Origin of the sequence: Flavobacterium sp. CBA20B-1 (genome assembly GCF_028473145.1) — a bacterium.
Lineage (GTDB): Bacteria > Bacteroidota > Bacteroidia > Flavobacteriales > Flavobacteriaceae > Flavobacterium.
Genome location: NZ_CP092370.1, coordinates 2,054,831 through 2,079,414 on the forward strand (window position 1 = coordinate 2,054,831; position 24,584 = coordinate 2,079,414).

Below are 24,584 nucleotides of genomic sequence, written 5' to 3' on the forward strand. Positions count from 1 at the left end.
TGTTTATAGCATATTCATGCTATAAGTAAAAAAAAAATTGAATTTCATTTTATTTTATTAGTACCTTTGCCTTTGATTAAAAAATAATTAGAATAATTTTAGAAAATAATTAGTTAATGTTATGAATAGAAAATTACTTTCAGTATCATTATTGTTATTTGGTATCAACGCTTATAGTCAGGTAGGTATTGGAACATTAAATCCAAATTCCTCTTCACAATTAGATGTAACATCAGATAAAAAAGGGGTTCTCATGCCAAGGGTAGCGTTATCTTCAACAACAGATGCAACTACCATTCAAAATGGCAATGTGAATAGTTTGTTGGTATTTAATACCAATAACGAAAACGATATACAACCTGGTTATTACTATTGGTATATTGATAAATGGATGCGTATTGTAAATGAGTCTGATGTCATTGCATTAGATAAAAATACAACAAACACTACCTTAACTGTTATAAGCGGAGATTTAGTACTTACAGATAGTGATGGGAATACAGTTTCTGTCCCTTTGGAAGCAATTAATATTTCAACTAATATAGTTACTTATCAAGGTAATCAATATTACCTTTCTGAAGAATATATTTTAAATGGTGGTTCAGTAGATGTTTCTACATGGACAAGTGTGCCAGCGGGAGCTGTTTTATTAGATGTAGTTGGAAATGTAGTAACCAACATCCAGAACCAAGGCGATATCTATAGTGAGATCATCAACATCTTAGAGCAAGAGAGCGATATATTTGTAGACAACGGCGACGGTACCTTTACGCACACAGCGGTAGACGGAACGGTAATGACCTTTGATGCGAACACTTTGGATATGGTTAACAACAACGACAGTACCTATACCTTCACCAATGCGAATGGTGATACCTTAACGGTAGACGTAGTAGGCGATGTAGTAACCAACATCCAGAACCAAGGCGATATCTATAGTGAGATCATCAACATCTTAGAACAAGAGAGCGATATTTTCACAGACAACGGCGACGGCACCTTCACGCACACAGCAGTAGACGGTACAGTAGTAACGTTCGATGCAAACACCACAGCAATGGTAAACAATAACGACGGTACGTATACCTTCACTAACGCAAATGGTGATACCTTAACGGTAGACGTAGTAGGCGATGTGGTAACCAACATCCAAAACCAAGGCGATATCTATAGTGAGATCATCAACATCTTAGAGCAAGAGAGCGATATATTTGTAGACAACGGCGACGGTACCTTTACGCACACAGCGGTAGACGGTACAGTAGTAACGTTCGATGCAAACACCACAGCAATGGTTGACAACGGCAACGGTACTTATACCTTCACTAACGCAAATGGTGATACCTTAACGGTAGACGTAGTAGGCGATGTGGTAACCAACATCCAAAACCAAGGCGATATCTATAGTGAGATCATCAACATCTTAGAGCAAGAGAGCGATATATTTGTAGACAACGGCGACGGCACCTTCACGCACACAGCAGTAGACGGAACAGTAGTAACGTTCGATGCAAACACCACAGCAATGGTTGACAACGGCAACGGTACTTATACCTTCACTAACGCAAATGGTGATACCTTAACGGTAGACGTAGTAGGCGATGTGGTAACCAACATCCAAAACCAAGGCGATATCTATAGTGAGATCATCAACATCTTAGAACAAGAGAGCGATATTTTCACAGACAACGGCGACGGAACCTTTACGCACACAGCAGTAGACGGTACAGTAATGACCTTTGACGCGAACACCACAGCAATGGTTGACAACGGCAACGGTACTTATACCTTCACTAACGCAAATGGTGATACCTTAACGGTAGACGTAGTAGGCGATGTGGTAACCAACATCCAAAACCAAGGCGATATCTATAGTGAGATCATCAACATCTTAGAGCAAGAGAGCGATATATTTGTAGACAACGGCGACGGTACCTTTACGCACACAGCAGTAGACGGTACAGTAGTAACGTTCGATGCAAACACCACAGCAATGGTTGACAACGGCGACGGTACTTATACCTTCACCAATGCCAACGGTGATACCATTACGGTAGACGTAGTAGGCGATGTGGTAACCAACATCCAAAACCAAGGCGATATCTATAGTGAAATCATCAACATCTTAGAGCAAGAGAGCGATATCTTTGTAGACAACGGCGACGGCACCTTTACGCACACAGCAGTAGACGGTACAGTAGTAACGTTCGATGCAAACACCACAGCAATGGTTGACAACAACGACGGTACTTATACCTTCACTAACGCAAATGGTGATACCTTAACGGTAGACGTAGTAGGCGATGTGGTAACCAACATCCAAAACCAAGGCGATATCTATAGTGAGATCATCAATATCTTAGAGCAAGAGAGCGATATATTTGTAGACAACGGCGACGGCACCTTCACGCACACAGCGGTAGACGGCACGGTGGTAACCTTCGATGCAAACACCACAGCAATGGTTGAAAACGGCGACGGTACTTATACCTTCACCAACGCCAACGGTGATACCATTACGGTAGACGTAGTAGGCGATGTGGTAACCAACATCCAAAACCAAGGCGATATCTATAGTGAAATCATCAACATCTTAGAGCAAGAGAGCGATATCTTTGTAGACAACGGCGACGGCACCTTTACGCACACAGCAGTAGACGGTACAGTAGTAACGTTCGATGCAAACACCACAGCAATGGTTGACAACGGCGACGGTACGTATACCTTCACCAACGCCAACGGTGATACCATTACGGTAGATGTAGTAGGCGATGTGGTAACCAACATCCAAAACCAAGGCGATATCTATAGTGAAATCATCAACATCTTAGAGCAAGAGAGCGATATCTTTGTAGACAACGGCGACGGCACCTTTACGCACACAGCAGTAGATGGTACAGTAATGACCTTTGACGCGAACACTTTGGATATGGTAAACAACAACGACGGTACTTATACCTTCACCAACGCCAACGGTGATACCATTACGGTAGACGTAGTAGGCGATGTGGTAACCAACATCCAAAACCAAGGCGATATCTATAGTGAAATCATCAACATCTTAGAGCAAGAGAGCGATATCTTTGTAGACAACGGCGACGGCACCTTTACGCACACAGCAGTAGACGGTACAGTAGTAACGTTCGATGCAAACACCACAGCAATGGTTGACAACAACGACGGTACTTATACCTTCACTAACGCAAATGGTGATACCTTAACGGTAGACGTAGTAGGCGATGTGGTAACCAACATCCAAAACCAAGGCGATATCTATAGTGAGATCATCAACATCTTAGAGCAAGAGAGCGATATATTTGTAGACAACGGCGACGGCACCTTCACGCACACAGCGGTAGACGGTACAGTAGTAACGTTCGATGCAAACACTACAGCAATGGTTGACAACGGCAACGGTACCTATACCTTCACCAATGCAAATGGTGATACCATTACGGTAGACGTAGTAGGCGATGTGGTAACCAACATCCAAAACCAAGGCGATATCTATAGTGAGATCATCAACATCTTAGAGCAAGAGAGCGATATATTTGTAGACAACGGCGACGGTACCTTTACGCACACAGCAGTAGACGGAACGGTAATGACCTTTGACGCGAATACTTTGGATATGGTTAACAACAACGACGGTACCTATACCTTCACCAATGCGAATGGTGATACCTTAACGGTAGACGTAGTAGGTGATGTAGTAACCAACATCCAAAACCAAGGCGATATCTATAGTGAGATCATCAACATCTTAGAACAAGAGAGCGATATATTTGTAGACAACGGCGACGGAACCTTTACCCACACAGCAGTAGACGGTACAGTAGTAACCTTTGATGCAAACACCTTGGATATGGTTAACAACAATGACGGTACTTATACCTTCACCAACGCCAACGGCGATACCATTACGGTAGACGTAGTAGGCGATGTGGTAACCAACATCCAAAACCAAGGCGATATCTATAGTGAGATCATCAACATCTTAGAGCAAGAGAGCGATATATTTGTAGACAACGGCGACGGAACCTTTACCCACACAGCAGTAGACGGTACAGTAGTAACCTTTGATGCAAACACCTTGGATATGGTGAACAACAACGACGGTACCTATACCTTCACCAACGCCAACGGCGATACCATTACGGTAGACGTAGTAGGCGATGTGGTAACCAATATCCAAAACCAAGGAGACATCTATAGTGAGATCATCAACATCTTAGAGCAAGAGAGCGATATATTTGTAGACAACGGCGACGGTACCTTTACGCACACAGCAGTAGACGGAACGGTAATGACCTTTGACGCGAATACTTTGGATATGGTTAACAACAACGACGGTACCTATACCTTCACCAATGCGAATGGTGATACCTTAACGGTAGACGTAGTAGGTGATGTAGTAACCAACATCCAAAACCAAGGCGATATCTATAGTGAGATCATCAACATCTTAGAACAAGAGAGCGATATATTTGTAGACAACGGCGACGGAACCTTTACCCACACAGCAGTAGACGGTACAGTAGTAACCTTTGATGCAAACACCTTGGATATGGTTAACAACAATGACGGTACTTATACCTTCACCAACGCCAACGGCGATACCATTACGGTAGACGTAGTAGGCGATGTGGTAACCAACATCCAAAACCAAGGCGATATCTATAGTGAGATCATCAACATCTTAGAGCAAGAGAGCGATATATTTGTAGACAACGGCGACGGAACCTTTACCCACACAGCGGTAGACGGTACAGTAGTAACCTTTGATGCAAACACCTTGGATATGGTGAACAACAACGACGGTACCTATACCTTCACCAACGCCAACGGCGATACCATTACGGTAGACGTAGTAGGCGATGTGGTAACCAATATCCAAAACCAAGGAGACATCTATAGTGAGATCATCAACATCTTAGAGCAAGAGAGCGATATATTTGTAGACAACGGCGACGGTACCTTTACGCACACAGCAGTAGACGGAACGGTAATGACCTTTGACGCGAATACTTTGGATATGGTTAACAACAACGACGGTACCTATACCTTCACCAATGCGAATGGTGATACCTTAACGGTAGACGTAGTAGGTGATGTAGTAACCAACATCCAAAACCAAGGCGATATCTATAGTGAGATCATCAACATCTTAGAACAAGAGAGCGATATATTTGTAGACAACGGCGACGGAACCTTTACCCACACAGCAGTAGACGGTACAGTAGTAACCTTTGATGCAAACACCACAGCAATGGTTGACAACGGCGACGGTACCTATACCTTCACCAACGCCAACGGTGATACCATTACGGTAGACGTAGTAGGCGATGTGGTAACCAACATCCAAAACCAAGGCGATATCTATAGTGAGATCATCAACATCTTAGAGCAAGAGAGCGATATATTTGTAGACAACGGCGACGGAACCTTTACCCACACAGCGGTAGACGGTACAGTAGTAACCTTTGATGCAAACACCTTGGATATGGTGAACAACAACGACGGTACCTATACCTTCACCAACGCCAACGGCGATACCATTACGGTAGACGTAGTAGGCGATGTGGTAACCAATATCCAAAACCAAGGAGACATCTATAGTGAGATCATCAACATCTTAGAGCAAGAGAGCGATATATTTGTAGACAACGGCGACGGTACCTTTACGCACACAGCAGTAGACGGAACGGTAATGACCTTTGACGCGAATACTTTGGATATGGTTAACAACAACGACGGTACCTATACCTTCACCAATGCGAATGGTGATACCTTAACGGTAGACGTAGTAGGTGATGTAGTAACCAACATCCAAAACCAAGGCGATATCTATAGTGAGATCATCAACATCTTAGAACAAGAGAGCGATATATTTGTAGACAACGGCGACGGAACCTTTACCCACACAGCAGTAGACGGTACAGTAGTAACCTTTGATGCAAACACCTTGGATATGGTTAACAACAATGACGGTACTTATACCTTCACCAACGCCAACGGCGATACCATTACGGTAGACGTAGTAGGCGATGTGGTAACCAACATCCAAAACCAAGGCGATATCTATAGTGAGATCATCAACATCTTAGAGCAAGAGAGCGATATATTTGTAGACAACGGCGACGGAACCTTTACCCACACAGCGGTAGACGGTACAGTAGTAACCTTTGATGCAAACACCTTGGATATGGTTAACAACAATGACGGTACTTATACCTTCACCAACGCCAACGGCGATACCATTACGGTAGACGTAGTAGGCGATGTGGTAACCAACATCCAAAACCAAGGCGATATCTATAGTGAGATCATCAACATCTTAGAGCAAGAGAGCGATATATTTGTAGACAACGGCGACGGTACCTTTACCCACACAGCGGTAGACGGTACAGTAGTAACTTTCGATGCGAACACTACCGCAGATAACGGTTTAACTAAGACGAATGATAACATTCAATTAGGAGGTACATTAATCAAGCCTACATCAATTGTAACTGATGCTACACAAACGTTAGCTATAGAAGGGTTAGAAGTAGGCGAAGATGATGATCAAATTGTCGTTGCCGACGAAACTACAGGTGTATTAAGAGCAGTCAAAGCAGCGATGCCTAAGTTCTTCTACATGCCATCAGTGATTATGCCAACGGCACCAGATCAGGTACCAGGTATGGCAGGCGCTAGCGAAAGCGGAGGTGTATATACCATCAATTTACATACCAACTACACTAATCAGTTTAGTACTCCGATGGCTTCTAGCGAGACTAGCGCAAGTATACCTACATTGCCAGCCAATGAGTTGCACTACCATATTGTATGGTATGATGATACTGTATTCGAAAATGTAACGATTAATGCAAGCGGAATCATGACCTATACCATCGCAAGTGGTGCAGACATTACTGTAGGGTCGTTTATGAACATAGTTTTTGAAGTAAAATAGTCATCACTTCTTTCTTTATATTTTCGATAATTAACATAAAATTATAATATAACTATGGCCTCATTCATTCGTTCTTTGTCATTAAAGAAAGAACGAATGAGGCTTTTTTTAAGATTTAGTACTGCAGATGTAAGCAGAAATATATGAATTTTGCTTCTTCATTATAAAAAATGTAAATAAGTTACTTGCTTACATAACGTTTCATTAAAAATAAAATCAATTGATTATGAAAAAAATATTTAATATAGTTTTTCTGTTAAGCATTTTTTGCTTCGGGAATACGTATGCCCAAAACTCTTCCTGGACTACAGCAGAAATTACAGTCGTAAACAATGAATTGACATTGATTGAAAACGAGATTCCTATTTCGCCAACACAAAAAGAGTACCTGAGAGACATTTTGTTGCAGAAAAATGCTGACATTGAAGACGGAGTAAGAATCAACCATAAAAGAAAAATTGTTCTTGGTGATTTAGAAGATGTCATCAGATATGGTCAGCCTGTCAACCGCCATCCGGGAGAAGAGAATATTAATGAATTAACTGAAGTAATAAGTCTCGAGATATTCAATCAAAAAATTTTGAATAACTCAGCTTTGCTTCAAGAGTTAAATTTAATAATAACAGAAGAATAGTTTAGTTATGAATCAAATAATAAATAATATTAATAGATGTTTGTTGGTATTTCTGTTAGTCTTTACCACAACTGATATGTATGCTCAAACACCTGTGCAAGCAACTATCGAAAATACAAACCCAACTGACGCCCAAATCCTATCAGCTTTGAATGGAGGAGGTATGACCATGTATTTGGGTACAGGTGATGGTCTTGTTCGCGGGGTGCGTAATCGTCAAATAGCTACGTTTAGTAACGGGTTAAATGCAGGCTTTGGTATGGACGAAGGTATACTTCTTACAACAGGTAGAGCTTCAGAAGATTTAGCTAGCAGAAATAATACTACAAACAAATCCTATCAAGCACAGAGCAATACTTATACAGACAGTGATTTGACAGGTATTTTCAATCAAGCAACGCGCGATGTTGTTATTTATAAGTTCAAAGTTACTTTAGCAAGCCATACCACGGCTATTCGTGCTGTTTTTCAGTTTGGTTCAGAAGAGTATCCTGATTTTGTAGGTTCACAGTTTAACGATGCTTTTGGTTTTTTTGTTCGCCCAATTAGTGGCGGAGCTACTTTGCCAGGTGGCGCATCGGTCATCAATATGGCACGTTTGCCACATAGTAATAACCCTATTTCTATCAATACAGTAAACTATGGTTATGCAGGTAGCTCAGGATCAGCTACTTATTCGGGTTTAGATTTGACTCAATCAGAACATTACATGGTCAATGGGCATACAACAACAGTAAATTCAAACGGAAGACTAAACTCAAATACTAATCCTGGTCCTTTTCCTGTCTTTATTGAATATAATGGATTGACTAAGTTGATTACTTACGACCTCAAAAATCTCACGCCAGGAGGTACCTACGAGTTTAAAATAGCTATTGCTGATGCAGGCGATACTCAGTATGATTCTGGAGTTTTGCTTAAAAAAGTACAAGGGACAACGGGTGCCGATGTAAAAATCGAGAAAGTAATCGATATGATGGATCCAGCGTACGGAGACGAAATAGAGTTTACACTTACAGCTTCAAACCTTGGTCCTTATGATGCAAAAGGAGCGGTCGTGCAAGATGTGTTGCCTAATGGCTATACTTATGTGAGCCATATTGCCGACAAGGGTACGTACAACACTGCAACAGGTGAATGGTCTATCGGTGATATCCAAGCAATTTTTGAAGAGGCCGAGCTTAAAATCAGAGCAACAGTCAACAATACAGGTAACTATACCAATGTGGCAACTATAGTGTCAGACGAGCCTGACCCAGATTATAGCAACAACACAGCAGTGATGACGCCCAACCCGCTTTGCTATGAAGAGTTGGTTTTTTATGATGATTTTGGACAGAGTAATAGCAGTATTAATGGTGGAAGAACAACATCTGCCTACATGCCTGCAAATAGCTTTACTTTTGCGAATGCTTACCCAACATCTACCAACGACGGACAAACAGCAATCGACAATAACCACTACGCAGTGGTATCACCCGGATACATAAAAAACGGATGGAATCCTGCTAATCTTAGTTGGTACTTCTGGACACCTGCTTTTTACGGCGAGAATGGTCCAGAGGCCGGAGCAGTTACCGATATTTCTGGTACAGAAGAAGGCGCAGTAATGGTTATAAATGGTGGAGAAACCTTAGATGCATTCTATGCAAGAGATATTAATGTTGTACAGGGAGAAACATATAGAGCTTCTATGTGGATGTATCTTGTAAAAGGACCGGCAAGAATAGCCATAGATATTAAAGAAAAAGATACTGGAAAAATCATGGGAATTTATACAACGGAAACATTCGAAGATTGGGGTAGTACTAAAGGCAAATGGATTAATGTAGAGTTGTATTTTAGCGTGCCTACCGTAGCTGAAGCTCCATGTGGTATTGGTGATTTGGTATTGGAATTTCGTAACGATTTAGATGCTAGCTTTGGTAATGATTATTATATTGATAATATTACTTTGACAAGGTTAGGTTCGTTGTGCCCGATGCCAGCAACGCCATTGGTAATAGAGTGTCCGAAACCTCCAATAGTTGTTACCAATCCAATGCTTCGTTCGAGAGGAACAAAAAACAAATAATTATGAGAAGAGAGATTATATATACGATAGGATTACTTCCCTTTATAGGCAGTGCCCAAACAATAAACCAAGGCTTACTAAAAGTAGAGCCGGGCACGGAAGTATCTTCCTACTTTAATTTCAAGAACGAATCAACGGGCGATGTATTAAACGACGGCGATTTTTATTTCTACGGCGATTACCAAAACGAAGGTTTGTTTAGTTACACAACCAACAGCCGCACGGGCTATGTGGTATTTGAAGGCTTAATGCCGGGCATGCAACAGATTTCAGGAAGTTCACCCAGTAGTTTTTACGATGTATTGTTCAACAAAAGCGGCGCAGAACACAGCTTTCATTTAACCAACGACATTGCCAATGCCGGCACAGTTAATTTACTGAACGGAGTGGTGTTGATGGACAAAGCCAATGGCGGTGCATTTGTCTTCTTAAAAGGCGCCAACCACATCAATACTTCAGACCGCAGCCACGTAAACGGTGAAGTTACCAAAGAAGGCAACGAAGGGTTTAAATACCCTATTGGCGACGGAGGTTATTACCGTTTTGCAGGCATATCAGCACCCGTTCAAGAAGCAGAAATCTACACGGGGGAATACTTATTGGAAAATTCCAACAGCAAATACCCGCATGCCAGCCGCACCGGTGTCATAAAAGCCATTGACGACCAAGAATATTGGATCATCAACCAAAGCGTAAACACCGACAATTCGGTGGTTGTAACCCTCTCATGGGATACGCGCACGACACCGGCATGGTTAACAGCAAACCCTGATTTGCTACACATAGTTCGTTGGGACGAAACCCAAAAATTGTGGGTAGATGAAGGCGGTGCAGTAAACTATGGCGAGCAAACCGTAAGCACACCTGTAAATGTAGATGGCTTTGGAATATTTACCCTTGGAACGATTAAAGAAAATCTTATAAATCCGGGTGAAGTAGTAATCTACAACGGGGTAACACCCGATGGCGACGGCATGAACGATTATTTCATTATCGACAACATCAACCAATTTCCAAACAACCACGTAACCATTTACAACCGTTGGGGAAGAAAAGTATATGAAACCCATAGCTACGACAGCAACGGCAACGTATTCCGCGGCTATGCCCAAGGCAATGCCATTGTAAACGAAGGCGAAAAACTCCCAAGCGGAACCTACTATTATGTAGTGGAATATTTATTCGACCGCGATGGAGAAAGCCAATGGGTTAAAAAAGTAGGGTATTTACACTTAGAAAACAACGACTAAAACTAAAAAGCAATGAAACAATTAAAAAAGATAATGGCTTTGTTAGCTTTGGTAAGCATTTCGGCAAACGCCCAACAAGACCCCCAGTACACGAATTACATGTACAACACCATCAACATCAACCCGGCTTATGCAGGTAGCAGAGGCGCGTTAAGCATCTTTGGCTTGCACCGCAGCCAATGGGTAGGATTAGAAGGCGCACCAACGACCAATTCGTTTTCCATAAACACCCCTATAGCCGAGAGTAAAGTAGGTTTGGGAGTAAGCTTTGTAAACGACAGGTTAGGAGTGACCGATGAAAACACGTTAAGTGTAGATTTCTCGTACACCTTAGATTTAAACAACCGCGGTAGCAAATTAAGCTTCGGTTTAAAAGGATCAGCCAATATGCTGAATGTAGCCTATTCCAGGCTGAACAAATACAACCCGAACGATCCGCAGATTCTTACAGACATCAACAACCAATTCACTCCAAACATAGGAGCAGGTGTTTATTGGCATAACGAGCAAACGTATGTAGGATTATCGGTACCCCATTTTTTAGAAACTACGCGCTACGACGACAACGTACAAAGCACGATGCAGCAAAAGATGCACTATTTTTTAATGGGAGGTCACGTATTTGAGTTGAACCCAATGTTGAAATTCAAACCGGCATTTTTGTTAAAAGCAGTAGAAGGCGCACCATTACAAGCCGATATCACAGGGAACTTCTTAATCAACGAGAAGTTTACTTTAGGAGCCGCATATCGCTGGGATGCCGCATGGAGTGCCTTGGCAGGCTTCCAAGTAACCGACGGATTATTCATAGGCTATAGCTACGACAGCGATATTAAAGCCTTGCGAAATTACAACAACGGCTCACACGAGATTTTTATGCGCTTTGAATTGTTTAACAGATACCGCCGCGTGAACTCGCCGCGTTTCTTCTAAAAATAAAGAAAAATGAAAAAAGGGATATACACAGCCGCTTTGTTCACGGCCTTTATGTTGGGGAACACGGGGGCACAAGCACAAGCGGGATTAAATACAGCCGATAAAGACTACAACCAATGGGCTTATGTAGATGCGATTGGCATTTACGAGAAAGTAGCCAACCGCGGTTATGCGGGGAAGGATGTACTAGAAAAGTTAGGCAACGCCTACTATTTCAATGCGCGCTATGGCGAAGCCCAAAAGCACTACGAACGCTTGTTCAAAGAATTTGGCAACGAAAACATAGGCAGTGAGTACTATTACCGCTACGCCCAAACCTTGCAACACGTGGGCAAAGAAAGCGAATCAAAAAAGTATTACGACCAGTTTGTAAGCAAAGCCGGCAGCCACACCCAGCGGTCAAAAATCCGCCAGAACGAAGCCGCGCTTAAAAAGCAGATACAAGCCAATTCAGGTCGCTACGACCAGATTAAGAACTTAGAGATCAACACGCCTTATTCCGATTACGGGAGTTATGTACACAACAACCAATTGTACTTTACCAGCGCGCGCGACACAGGCAGCTTGCACAAACGCGAACACACCTGGACAGGTGATGCCTTTACCAGCTTGTACAGCGTAGCCGAAACGGCAACAAAAGACGACAAAGTAACCCGATTGAAAGGCAAGGTAAAATCACCACTTAATGAATCAACAGCGGTGATTACCAAAGACGGCAACACGATGTATTTCACACGCAACAACTACATCAACCATACCCGTAAATACGATGCCGACAAAAACACGAAGCTTAAAATCTACCGTGCAGAAAACGTGGATGGCAAATGGGAAAATGTAACGGAACTATCGTTCAATATGGACGGCTACAACACGGCACACCCCACCTTAAGCCAAGACGAAGCCACGATGTATTTTGCGAGCGACCGTCCGGAAGGTTTCGGCGGATCGGATTTGTGGCAGGTGGCGATTCATCCCTCAGGCGCTTTTGGCGGCCCTGTAAACATGGGTGAGGGGATCAACACCGAAGGCAGAGAAACCTTTCCGTTTGTAACCGAAAGTGGGGAATTGTATTTTTCAAGCGACGGTAGAGTAGGACTAGGCGGGTTAGATGTATATGCCACGAAATTAGACAGAAACAGCCAACCCGGGGAAATCCACAACGTAGGAGCACCAATCAACAGCAATGCAGATGATTTTGCGTATTATATCGACCCAAACACCAAACAAGGTTTCTTTTCAAGCAACCGTGAGGGCGGCAACGGCAACGACGATATTTACAGTTTCCATGAAACCAAACCGTTGCAGTTAGAGTGTATCCAAAAACTGCTTTTAAAAGTAATAGACGGCAAAACCCGCGACATTATCACTGATGCCAACGTAACGCTTTACAACAATTTGTACGGCGAATTAGAAAGCAGCAACCGCTACCAAAACGACGGTTATGTGTTCAACAACACGTTCAAATGTGGGGAAACCTACCGCTTAAAAGCGGAAAAAGAAGGCTATACGACCCAAGAAGACGTGGTGCTTTTGCCCAATGAAAGCGGTGTAACCGAGCACACCATTGTATTGGAACCGGCGAAAACCCCTGTAAAAGTAGGCGACGACTTGTTTAAAGTATTAAAACTGAATCCTATTTATTTTGATTTAGACAAATACAACATCCGTCCGGATGCAGCAGCAGAGTTGGCAAAAGTATTGGCGGTATTGGAAGAATATCCAACGATGAAAATCGATATTCGTTCGCATACCGACAGCCGTGCATCGCACAAGTACAACGACAGATTGTCTGAGAACCGCGCAAAATCGACCAGAGAATGGTTGATTGACCAAGGCATCAGTTCGTCACGATTAACCTCGAAAGGCTATGGCGAGCGCCAATTAGTCAACGAATGTGCCGACGGTGTGAAGTGTAGCGAAGAAGCACACCAAGCCAACCGTAGATCCGAGTTTATTATTGTGGAGATGTAAACCACCCACACAAAGGATTAAAGCTTATTAAACACCCCCCCCAAATGGTAAAAGATACCGTTTGGGGGTGGTTTTTTGTGGGGGTTGGGTAATCTTCCTTAATAAATCAAAATAAAATCAATTCACAAAATTGTATATTTGTCACTTAAAACAATTCAACTTAAAATAAATGAAAACAATTAACGATTTTGATTTTAATAATAAAAAAGCCATTGTTCGTGTAGATTTCAATGTGCCTTTAAACGATCAGTTTCAGGTAACCGATGACAATCGTATTGTAGCAGCAAAACCCACTATCGAAAAAATTGTGAACGATGGAGGTGTGGCGGTTTTAATGTCGCATTTAGGTCGTCCAAAAAATGGTCCGGAAGATAAATTTTCTTTAAAACATATCGTTTCAAAAATAGAAGCAGTTTTAGGCAGAAAAGTAACTTTTGTAAACGATTCGGTGGGAAGTGAAGTAGAAAAGGTCGTTGCAAATGCACAGCCGGGAGCTATTATTTTATTAGAAAATTTGCGTTTTTATAAAGAAGAGGAGGCTGGAGATGAAGATTTTGCAAAACAATTAGCCCATTTGGGTGATGTGTACGTGAACGATGCTTTTGGAACCGCACATCGCGCACACGCCTCCACAACTATTGTTGCACAATTTTTCCCTAACGATAAATGTTTTGGTTTTTTATTGGCAAAGGAAATTGAAAGTATTGATAAAGTTTTAAATTCAAATGACAAACCTGTGACTGCTGTTTTGGGAGGATCAAAAGTGTCTTCAAAAATCACTATTATCGAAAACATTTTAGACAAAGTGGATCACATGATTATTGGCGGTGGAATGATGTTTACTTTTATAAAAGCAAAAGGAGGGATGGTTGGAAATTCTATTGTTGAAGACGATAAAATGCAACTTGCATTAGAAATTTTGGAAAAAGCAAAAGCCAAAAATGTTCAAATTCACATTCCTGTTGACGTGGTTGCAGCAGACGCATTTTCAAACGATGCGCACACACAAATTGTTGACGCAAACCATATTCCAGATGGCTGGCAAGGTTTAGATGTGGGGCCAAAAACCTTAGAGCAATTTAACAAGGTTATTATGGATTCTAAAATTATTTTATGGAATGGACCACTAGGTGTTTTCGAAATGAAAAAGTTTGCGTCAGGTACCATTACATTAGGTAATTTTATTGCTGATGCCACCCAAGCAGGAACATTTTCATTAGTAGGTGGTGGCGATTCTGTGGCAGCAGTAAAACAATTTGGTTTAGAAGAAAAAATGAGTTATGTGTCAACCGGCGGTGGTGCTATGTTGGAAATGCTTGAAGGACAAACACTTCCCGGAATTGCAGCTATACAAGGATAAGTTATGTTTTAACAAAAAAATCAGGTTTTTTACACCTGATTTTTTTATTTTATTTAATAGTTTTACAAAAAATCGTATTTGGTTTCTATTAATTATGTAAAATATCTTCTTTAATTTAAAAACTAACACCTACTGATTTTCTCGCATCGCCTTATAATAAGCGGCACGACTTAAGGGCTCGTATTCATTGGTTTCGCCCAGCATAACCAAATTATCGTTGGCTGCTTTTCTAAAACTATAATTTGCTAAATTTCCGGTGCGTGTGCAAACTGCGTGAACCTTAGTCACATACTCGGCAGTTGCCATTAAAGCAGGCATGGGGCCAAAAGGTTGCCCTTTAAAATCCATATCCAATCCGGCAACAATCACTCGAATTCCCGCATTTGCTAAATCATTGCAAACCGTTACGATTTCATCGTCGAAAAACTGCGCTTCATCAATTCCAACCACATCACAACCATCGGCCAAAATACGGATGTTTGCAGCAGCAGGAACGGGAGTAGATCTAATTTCGTTTCCTTGGTGCGAAACCACCAATTCGTCGTCATAGCGCGTGTCAACAGCAGGTTTAAAGATTTCTACACGCTGTTTGGCAAACTGTGCTCGGCGTAATCTACGAATCAATTCTTCGGTTTTTCCCGAAAACATCGACCCACAGATCACTTCGATCCATCCAAATTGTTCTTTATGATTTACAGGATTTTCAAGAAACATTTTAGCAAATATAAGTTGTTTAAAACAGTTTTTTCTGTTACTTTGTATCCTGCAAATTTATCAAAAAATAATTGGTAAAAATTTAAAAGTTATGAAGAAAATCATTGAATCAGATTTAATCAGTATTGCACACAGAATCTTAAAGTTAAAAGATAAATCCGAAATTTCTTCGCTATTGAAAGAAACGGAATTGTTGCATAATAAATTGATTTTGTTGCAGTTTTATGAAGATAATAAGTTTCGATTGGATCCATCGATCACTCCTGAAAAATTGTTAGAAGAGGTCACTGAAGAACCATCAAGCAGTATTTTTTTGAGCGAAGATAGGAAAGATGATGTGGTTTCTTTTGAAGAAGAATTAATTACGCCGATTGAATTAAGCGTTACAAACGCAGCTGCTATTGATGCCGCACCTCCAGTTGAAGATTCGGTTTTGAAGATACACGAATTGGAAAGCGAAGAAGATCCAGAAATTCAAGAAGATGATGTGGTGGAGTTTACGCCATCGCTTCATGAAACTATAAAAACTATTGATGCTATCGAGGAAGAAATAAAAAACGTGGAACAATTAGATCCTTTGGAAGATGCAAAAGAAGCGGTTGAACGTGCTACGTTAGAGATCGATCCTGTTTTTTCTATTCCGCACAACGAACTTTTTAATACGAATGATTCCAGCGAAAAAGAGGAAGATACGTTTAAAGGATCACAACATTTTGTCACCAATCAGGCAACAGATAAATCTACAGAAAATTACCGTCAAATTCCTTTAAATAAGTCGATAAACGATGCGTTTGCCAATAAAATTTCGATTGGTTTGAATGACAGGATCGCCTTTGAAAAAAACTTGTTTAACGGAAGCAGCGACGATTTAAACCGAGTGATTTCGCAATTAAACACCATTGAAAGTTACGAGGAAGCCAAAGATTTTATTGACGATCTAGTAAAGCCCGAATTTAACAACTGGAACGGAAAAGAAGATTACGAAAACCGTTTCATGCAGTTGGTTGAAAAAAGATTTTTGTAACAAGTTTGATATACCACAGATGCACAGATTTTTTGAAATTTAAATAAATAAAATTATAGATGAATAGTTTTCAAAAATATCCAAAACTTAGTTTGTTATTTATAATTAAGATATTGTTAATTATAGCTTTTGGATTTTCTAATTATTATTTTCGAAGTGAAATAGACGAAAAGATAGACGATATTATAAAAATAAAAACTCAAGAAGAAAATAATAATGAAATAGATGATTTCAAAATTAAATATAAAATCTACCCTATTCAAGAAGATATAGATTCTAATATTGATTATTTAACATATACCCCTTTATTTTTAATATTTTTACTTTACATTATTAAAGATAAAACAGATAAAGAAAATAAGCGACTTGACAAGTTAGAAGAAGAAAACTAATTTTGTAAAATTTCAAATCTTTACAAAACTGCGGATATATCCTAAAAAAAATAATAAATATCTGTGCATCAGTGTAAAAACATAAAAAAAAAACTCAACAAATGAGTAAATTATACATTGTGCCAACGCCCATTGGCAATTTAGAAGACATGACTTTTAGAGCCATTAAGGTTTTAAAGGAAGTCGATTTAATTTTGGCAGAAGACACGCGCACCAGCAGCAAATTGTTAAAGCATTTTGAAATTGGTACCCAAATGCACAGCCACCACATGCACAACGAACACCAAACGGTGGAACATACGGTGCAAAAATTAAAAAACGGACATACCATTGCGTTGATTTCAGATGCGGGAACACCTGCTATTTCAGACCCCGGATTTTTATTAACGCGTGCTTGTGTAGAAAACGATATACCTGTGGAATGTTTACCGGGCGCAACAGCTTTCGTTCCGGCATTGGTAAACAGCGGCTTGCCAAACGATAAATTTGTTTTTGAAGGTTTTTTGCCTGATAAAAAAGGACGACAAACACGTTTTTTGGCATTGGCAGAAGAAACCCGAACCATAATTTTGTATGTATCGCCACATAAACTGGTAAAAACATTAACAGAATTCGAAACCTATTTTGGTAAAGAACGACAAGTTTCGGTATCGCGCGAATTATCAAAACTGCACGAAGAAACCATACGCGGATCGGTAGAAGAAGTGTTGCAACATTTTGAAGCCAAGCCACCAAAAGGCGAAATAGTTGTGATTGTAGCAGGAAAACAAAAAGAAAAAAAGAATAAAAATGAGTAGTCACAAAATCACCACCACTTGGAAGGGAAATATGCAATTTGAATCGACCAATCCGGGCGGTTCGTTAATTATTGATGCTGCCGAAGAAGTGGGCGGAACAAACAACGGATTGCGTCCAAAAGCGCTAATGTTATCGGCTTTAGCAGGCTGTTCGGGCTTGGATGTTGCGTCGCTGATTAAAAAAATGCGCTTGGAAGTAACCGATTTCAACATTGAAACACAAGGTTTCTTAACCGATACCGAACCACAGGTTTACGACAAAGTTACGGTTAGCTACCATTTTTACGGAAGTAATTTAAACGAAGAAAAATTAAACCGCGCTGTTCAGCTTTCAGTGGAAAAATATTGCGGTGTGATGCACATGTTTCGCAGTTTTGCCGATGTAAAAATTGAAACGGTTTTTCATAAAATTTAAAAATACAAAGGTTTCATCAATTTTTGGACAGCCTGATCAATATAAAAAACATCCGCCATCATCCTTCGTCTGTGAATATTATGAATTCAATAAAAATCGGACGTTCCTCTATGCTTCTTTCTGTTTTCTGTTTGATATTAAAGACCATATAACCGAGATAGCCAATACCGAACCAATGATGGTTAATGATACAGAAGAATCGAAATGATAATAAGGCATTATAATCATTTTTACTCCGATGAATGCCAAAATAATTGCCAAACCATAATGCAGTTTAGAAAACATATCCATGGAATTGGCTAATAGGAAATACATAGAACGCAATCCTAAAATTGCAAAAATGTTCGATGTATAAAGTATAAATGGATCGTCTGGTGCGATGGCAAATATAGCAGGAATGCTATCTACTGCAAATACCAAATCGGTGATTTCTATTACAGCTAAAGCTACAAACAGTGGCGTAACCATTTTTACGCCATTTTCTACCGTAAAAAATTTATCGCCGTGAAAATCTTTCGTTACTTTAAAAAACTTGTGCACAATACGCACACCGATGTTTCTTGACATATCTGCTCCTTCTTCCTCGCCATCATGATTATCTGAAGCCCACGATTTAATACCTGCAATAATCAAGAAAATACCAAAAACAAATAAGATCACGTTTAACTGGCGCGGTTCACCCGTTTCGGAATCTATTCCTAAAAATGGTAAGGTTACATAGGTTAATTTTATCAATTCAACTCCTGCAAAGATAAATATAGCTCTAAAAAACAAAGCGCCTAAAATGCCCCAAAATAATACTTTATGTTGATAATCTTTAGGTATTTTAAAGAATTTGAATACTAAAATAAACACGAATAAGTTATCTACCGAAAGTGCTTTTTCAATCCAATATGCTGCTTGGTATTTGGCAAAATTATCGGTGATGCCATAAGGTTTGTCTAACACCCAATAAACAACGCCGCTAAAAACCATGGAAAGAGCTATCCAAACAATGGTCCATGAAAGGGCTTCTTTGTTGGAAATGGTATGACTTTTTTTGTTAAAAACACCTAAGTCTAGCAAAAGCATAATTACCACAGCAATTGCAAAACCGCCTATTAACCACGGATGGTTGATTAAATGATCTTCGGGAATATTTTTCATAGAGGATTAATCTAATTTATCAGTCAGTTTTTTAAACACTTTTTTGGGTTCTTTATTGTTGTATAACACTTCATAAACGGCATCAATAATTGGTGTTTTTGCCTTTAGTACTGCATTCATCAAATAGGCACTTTTTGTAGCATAATACCCTTCGGCAACCATATTCATTTCCATTTTTGTGGAAATTACGGTATATCCTTTTCCAATCATATTCCCAAACATACGGTTTCGTGAAAAAAGCGAATAACCAGTAACCAATAAATCACCCAAATAAGCAGAATCGTTAATATTGCGTTTTAATTTATGAACTTTTTTAATGAATTTTTTCATTTCGCGAATGGCGTTGCTCATCAACAATGCTTGAAAATTATCGCCATAACCCAAGCCATGTGCCATACCTGCCGCAATTGCGTAAATGTTTTTAAGCATAGCTGCATATTCGGTTCCCATTACATCGTCTGTGGTTTTGGCTTTAATGTAGTGGCTGCGCAAACTTTTGGCTATCACTTCGGCTTTTTGCAAATCGCCTCCAGCAATGGTAAGGTAAGATAAACGCTCTAAAGCCACTTCTTCTGCATGACATGGACCTGCCAAAACCGCAATGTTTTCGATAGGAATATTGTAGGTTTCCATAAAATGCTGACCAACAATTAAACCGGTTTCGGGAATGATTCCTTTAATGGCAGATACAATGATTTTACCTTCTAAAGAAACGGTTAATTTTTCCAACTCGCTACCCAAAAAAGCCGACGGAATTGCGAAAACTATATAATCTGCATAACTGATTGCTTTGTTGATATCGGTTGTTAAAATTAATTGGTCGGTATCAAATTCAACCGAACTTAGATAATTAGGATTGTGCTTATTAACTTTTAGTTCTTCAATTGCAGCTTCATTGCGCATATACCAAGCGATTTCGCTTAGGTTATGACACAACATTTTAGCAATGGCTGTTGCCCAGCTTCCGCCACCAATTACTGCAAACTTAGGATCGTTAATCATTTTTATTTGTTTGATTTGCAAAAATAACCTTTTTTGCCCTTTTTGTTGATTTAATATTTTGTTAAGTATTTTTTTGGTTGGATACAATAATAGAACGTTTTTCTGCGTTTTACTATTGATTTTTAATTTGATTTTAATAACTTAAAAAGCGACGTCGGGTTTGATAGTCGCTTTTTTATCTTTTTAAAGATACACTTTTTAATTATTTCTTGTAAAATAAATTATGGTCAATATATTCCCAAACTTTATGATCAATCATTGGTTTGATATTTTTTTGTTCTTTGATGCTTTGACGAATAAATGTGGACGACAACTCGATTATAGGAGCATCTATCTTGTGGATATTCTCCAAATTCATCCATTCATCGGGCACCTTATCAGCTGAAATCCTTGGATATACATACAACTCATAATCGTTTAAAATCAATTCAAAATTTTTCCATTTTTTAAGCGACTTCAAATTATCCTCACCCATTATCAATGAAAAAACATGGTTGGGAAATTTTTCATGCAAATGTGCCAGCGTGTTTACGGTGTAATTAGGCTGTGGCAGCTTAAATTCTATATCGCTTGGAACTATTTTATCGTATCCTTCCGTAGCCAAATGCACCATTTGCAGTCGATGGTAATCAGGCAATAATCCGGCTTTTTTCTTTAATGGATTGTGCGGCGTTACAACCATCCACACCTGATCTAAATCGCTGTTTTCGGCCAGATGATTGGCAATGATTAAATGCCCCACATGGATAGGGTTGAATGTGCCGAAATACAAACCTACTTTCATTTTTTACTTATTTATGAAGTTTAAAACCAACTGGCAAGCTTCTTTTTTTGCTGTTTCTAGGTCGTGATTTTTTAAAATAACGTCGAATTCGGGCGCACGAGAAATTTCTCTTTCGGCTTTTTCTAATCGCATGGCAATTTTTTCATCGGTTTCGGTTTGGCGAAAACGCAAACGGCGTTCCAACTCTTCGACTGATGGCGGACTTACAAAAACTGCTAATGTTTGGTTTGGATATTGCTGTTTAATGTTTAAACCACCCACCACATCAATATCAAAAATAACGTGTTTGCCTTCTGCCCAAATACGTTCAATTTCGGTTTTTAGCGTGCCGTAATAGTTATCTTTATATACTTCTTCAAATTCAACAAAAGCATTCTCTTTGATTTTTTGTTGAAAATCTTCGGCCGAAATAAAGTAATAATCTTTACCGTTTATCTCGCCATTGCGCATATAACGAGAAGTTGCCGATATAGAAAAATCTAAATGCAATTGAGGTTGTGTAAGCAAATGTTTTACAATGGTTGTTTTACCAGAACCAGATGGTGCCGAAAAAACAATCAATTTTCCTTGTTGTGCAGTCATTTATACGTTTTTAAAGAATGTTTAAAACCTGTTCTTTGATTTTTTCTAATTCGTCTTTCATTTTCACTACCAATTTTTGCATTTCGGCATGATTTGATTTGGATCCCATGGTATTGATTTCGCGCCCCATTTCTTGAGCAATAAAACCTAATTTTCGTCCGGCATGCTCTTTGGTATTCATGGTTTCTACAAAATAATCTAAATGATTGGTTAAACGCACTTTTTCTTCGTTAATATCTAACTTTTCAATATAATAGATGATTTCTTGTGCGTAACGGCTTTCATCAACAGCTACTTCTAACTCTTTTAAATTTTGTTGCAAACGTTCTTTTACGTTGGTGATGCGCTCTTCTTCATACGATGCCACCTCATGCATCGCAGTTCTAATATTTTCTATTCGTTGCACAAAATCGTTTCCTAACTTTTCTCCTTCTTGTTGGCGAAATTCATTGATGTTTTTAATGGCTTGGTGCAACACTTTTTCAATTTCTTTCCACTCTTGTTCATCCAATTCGCAGCGTTCTACTTTTAAGGCATCGGGCATACGAACGGCCATTTTCATTAATTCGGTTGCATCTGCATCAGGAATAATGCTTTTCATTTGGGCAATATATGCTTTTACAATAGGCGCATTTATAGTGGACGATGTTTCTTCACCGGTAACTTCGATATAAACCGAACATTCTACCTTGCCACGTTCTAATTGTTGTGCTATTTGATTGCGAATTTCTAACTCTTTTTCTCTATAAAGTTGAGGCAAACGCACGTTTAAATCTAAATTCTTGGAATTTAATGATTTAATTTCCACCGTAATTTTCTTTAATGGCAATTGCACCGATGCTTTACCAAAACCTGTCATTGAATAAATCATACCGAATTATAATAAAGGTGCAAATTTAGTAAATTGTATCATACATTGGTTAATTTATTGTAAAACAAAAAGCTGCCTTTAAAAAGACAGCTTTTGCTTTGTATCAGTTATGCTTTTTTCACACTATCATGCGCATGTGTTTCAACGCCGTTGTTCCAGAGGGTTAGAATATCGGTTGCAACTGCGGCACCACTTCCGGCAGCAATTGCTAGTTGACTGCGGTGACCTGCCAAGGTGCCAGCAACATATACATTTTCCACTACTAAATGGTCGGTATTTTGCAATTGTAAACGGTTTTTATGTGGTAAGGATTTTTGATGAGAAATCACATAACTTTGCAGAAATCCATCAATTGTGAAAGGATTGCTAGAGTTAATTGCTACCACTATAAGTTTGGTTTCATAGATATTTTCATTGGTAGTAACCAAAAAATGAGCACCTTGTTTTATAATTGAAACCACTTTTTCATTGCCAATTTGCACAATTTCGGGGTACAAAAAGCTTAAGTTGTTTAAAGTTTGGTGTAGTAAATCACTCCCTAAAGTTCCTGGGGCAAGTCCATAGGCATTGTTGAACAAAGCATCTTGCAACATTGATGATTTTTGATGTGCAATAATGCCTATTTTTTTATCGGCCACAAACGTTTTCTTGCGGGCAGAGCCTAAAACCAAGGCACACGAAACCCCCGAAACGCCGCCGCCAATTATTAAACAGTCAAACATTTTATTTGTTTTTGTTGTCGATTGCCTTCGAAGTATTAAAAATAAGCAGCAAAATCACCGCACACAAAATGGCAATAATACAAATTAATGCAACAACACTTTCGCCTTGAAACAAGTTGTTAAAATCTAATTTTGTAATGTTTAATACAATCAAAGCAATAGCAATAGCTATAACTATGTATGTAACGTATTTCATTATTGATTTATTTTGTTGAATAGAAAACGAAAGTACAAAATAATTAATTAGATAAACAAGCCTTTAACATTAGTAGCGAATAATTTAACAGCAATTGCCAATAAAACCACCCCAAATACTTTGCGAATTACTCCTAAACCATTTGCGCCAATCAACCGCTCTATTTGTCCGGAAAGCTTCAAAACAACATAGACCACAATGATGTTTAAAACCACCGCAAATACAATGTTTATTGTTTGATATTCAGCACGCAACGCCAAAATAGTGGTCATGATTCCTGGGCCGGCAATTAATGGAAATGCCAATGGAACGATAGATGCCGTTTTAGGCTCTTCATCGCGGTATAATCGTATACCCAAAATCATTTCTAAAGCAAGAAAAAACAAAACAAAAGCACCGGCAACAGCAAACGAATTTACATCAATTCCTATTAATGTTAAAATGCTTTCTCCCACAAACAAAAAGGCAATCATGATACAAGCAGCCACAATAGATGCTTTTTCGGATTGAATTTTTCCCACACGCGAACGCAGATCCACAATAATCGGGATAGACCCCAAAATATCAATCACTGCAAAAATAATCATACCTGCAGTAAAAATCTCTTTAAAATTAATTTCCATAGCCTTTTCAATTTTTTGCAAAGGTATTTATTATCAACCAAAAACAACGAATGTTTCAAATGATAATTTTTACCTTTTTGGTAACATCTAGAAACTATTAAATAATTGTAACTTTGCACTTGCAAATGAATTG

20 protein-coding genes are annotated in these 24,584 nt (G+C 39.4%); 11 read left to right on the forward strand and 9 right to left on the reverse strand.

Annotated elements, in window-relative coordinates:
• Positions 1 to 121: 121 nt before the first annotated feature.
• The 7 genes from MG290_RS10125 to MG290_RS10155 all read left to right on the forward strand — a co-directional run bounded on the left by MG290_RS10125 (position 122) and on the right by MG290_RS10155 (position 15,183).
• Positions 122 to 6,958 (forward strand): hypothetical protein, encoded by a 6,837-nt coding sequence (locus MG290_RS10125; protein WP_264561191.1) that lies wholly within the window; start codon positions 122 to 124, stop codon positions 6,956 to 6,958.
• A 226-nt stretch (positions 6,959 to 7,184) separates the two neighbouring features.
• Complete coding sequence (locus tag MG290_RS10130) at positions 7,185 to 7,592, forward strand: hypothetical protein (protein WP_264561192.1); 408 nt, start codon at positions 7,185 to 7,187, stop codon at positions 7,590 to 7,592.
• 7 nt (positions 7,593 to 7,599) lie between these two features.
• Positions 7,600 to 9,666, forward strand: a complete 2,067-nt coding sequence (locus MG290_RS10135; RefSeq protein ID WP_264561193.1) for a choice-of-anchor L domain-containing protein — start codon at positions 7,600 to 7,602, stop codon at positions 9,664 to 9,666.
• 2 nt (positions 9,667 to 9,668) lie between these two features.
• Entirely contained in the window at positions 9,669 to 10,916 is a 1,248-nt protein-coding gene (locus MG290_RS10140; protein ID WP_264561194.1) for a gliding motility-associated C-terminal domain-containing protein, read from the forward strand.
• 12 nt (positions 10,917 to 10,928) lie between these two features.
• Positions 10,929 to 11,849 (forward strand): PorP/SprF family type IX secretion system membrane protein, encoded by a 921-nt coding sequence (locus MG290_RS10145; protein WP_264561195.1) that lies wholly within the window; start codon positions 10,929 to 10,931, stop codon positions 11,847 to 11,849.
• 12 nt (positions 11,850 to 11,861) lie between these two features.
• Positions 11,862 to 13,823 (forward strand): OmpA family protein, encoded by a 1,962-nt coding sequence (locus MG290_RS10150; protein WP_264561117.1) that lies wholly within the window; start codon positions 11,862 to 11,864, stop codon positions 13,821 to 13,823.
• A gap of 169 nt (positions 13,824 to 13,992) precedes the next feature.
• Positions 13,993 to 15,183, forward strand: coding sequence for a phosphoglycerate kinase (locus MG290_RS10155; RefSeq protein ID WP_264561198.1), 1,191 nt, complete (start codon positions 13,993 to 13,995; stop codon positions 15,181 to 15,183).
• A gap of 129 nt (positions 15,184 to 15,312) precedes the next feature.
• Here the strand turns inward: MG290_RS10155 and MG290_RS10160 are convergent, their stop codons facing one another.
• Positions 15,313 to 15,897, reverse strand: coding sequence for a thymidine kinase (locus tag MG290_RS10160; RefSeq protein ID WP_264561199.1), 585 nt, complete (start codon positions 15,895 to 15,897; stop codon positions 15,313 to 15,315).
• 91 nt (positions 15,898 to 15,988) lie between these two features.
• Between MG290_RS10160 and MG290_RS10165 the strand changes: the two genes are divergently transcribed.
• From MG290_RS10165 to MG290_RS10180, 4 genes are all read left to right on the forward strand, one after another.
• Positions 15,989 to 16,921, forward strand: a complete 933-nt coding sequence (locus tag MG290_RS10165) for a hypothetical protein (protein ID WP_264561200.1) — start codon at positions 15,989 to 15,991, stop codon at positions 16,919 to 16,921.
• Positions 16,922 to 16,980: 59 nt separating this feature from the next.
• Positions 16,981 to 17,313, forward strand: a complete 333-nt coding sequence (locus tag MG290_RS10170; RefSeq protein WP_264561201.1) for a hypothetical protein — start codon at positions 16,981 to 16,983, stop codon at positions 17,311 to 17,313.
• Between the two features lie 101 nt (positions 17,314 to 17,414).
• Positions 17,415 to 18,110 carry a 16S rRNA (cytidine(1402)-2'-O)-methyltransferase gene (rsmI, locus tag MG290_RS10175; protein WP_264561202.1) on the forward strand — a complete coding sequence of 232 codons (696 nt, stop codon included), beginning with the start codon at positions 17,415 to 17,417 and terminating at the stop codon, positions 18,108 to 18,110.
• Positions 18,103 to 18,525: an OsmC family protein gene (locus MG290_RS10180; RefSeq protein ID WP_264561203.1), complete on the forward strand. Its 423-nt coding sequence runs from the start codon at positions 18,103 to 18,105 to the stop codon at positions 18,523 to 18,525. The genes rsmI and MG290_RS10180 overlap by 8 nt, the downstream gene beginning before the upstream one ends.
• A 108-nt stretch (positions 18,526 to 18,633) precedes the next feature.
• On the opposite strand, the gene MG290_RS10185 is transcribed toward MG290_RS10180, so the two are convergent.
• From MG290_RS10185 to MG290_RS10220, 8 genes are all read right to left on the reverse strand, one after another.
• Positions 18,634 to 19,671, reverse strand: coding sequence for a TerC family protein (locus MG290_RS10185; protein WP_264561204.1), 1,038 nt, complete (start codon positions 19,669 to 19,671; stop codon positions 18,634 to 18,636).
• Between the two features lie 6 nt (positions 19,672 to 19,677).
• Positions 19,678 to 20,673 (reverse strand): NAD(P)H-dependent glycerol-3-phosphate dehydrogenase, encoded by a 996-nt coding sequence (locus MG290_RS10190; protein ID WP_264561205.1) that lies wholly within the window; start codon positions 20,671 to 20,673, stop codon positions 19,678 to 19,680.
• A gap of 202 nt (positions 20,674 to 20,875) precedes the next feature.
• A complete protein-coding gene (gene nadD, locus MG290_RS10195; protein WP_257500416.1) occupies positions 20,876 to 21,457 on the reverse strand; it encodes a nicotinate (nicotinamide) nucleotide adenylyltransferase in 582 nt (193 codons plus the stop codon).
• Between the two features lie 3 nt (positions 21,458 to 21,460).
• Positions 21,461 to 22,039 (reverse strand): guanylate kinase, encoded by a 579-nt coding sequence (gene gmk, locus MG290_RS10200; RefSeq protein ID WP_257500415.1) that lies wholly within the window; start codon positions 22,037 to 22,039, stop codon positions 21,461 to 21,463.
• Positions 22,040 to 22,049: 10 nt separating this feature from the next.
• A complete protein-coding gene (locus tag MG290_RS10205; protein ID WP_264563199.1) occupies positions 22,050 to 22,898 on the reverse strand; it encodes a YicC/YloC family endoribonuclease in 849 nt (282 codons plus the stop codon).
• A 119-nt stretch (positions 22,899 to 23,017) separates the two neighbouring features.
• Positions 23,018 to 23,632: an NAD(P)/FAD-dependent oxidoreductase gene (locus MG290_RS10210; RefSeq protein ID WP_264561206.1), complete on the reverse strand. Its 615-nt coding sequence runs from the start codon at positions 23,630 to 23,632 to the stop codon at positions 23,018 to 23,020.
• A gap of 1 nt (position 23,633) precedes the next feature.
• Positions 23,634 to 23,828, reverse strand: a complete 195-nt coding sequence (locus MG290_RS10215; protein ID WP_091520752.1) for a hypothetical protein — start codon at positions 23,826 to 23,828, stop codon at positions 23,634 to 23,636.
• 47 nt (positions 23,829 to 23,875) lie between these two features.
• Complete coding sequence (locus tag MG290_RS10220; RefSeq protein ID WP_264561207.1) at positions 23,876 to 24,451, reverse strand: MarC family protein; 576 nt, start codon at positions 24,449 to 24,451, stop codon at positions 23,876 to 23,878.
• Positions 24,452 to 24,584: the final 133 nt, after the last annotated feature.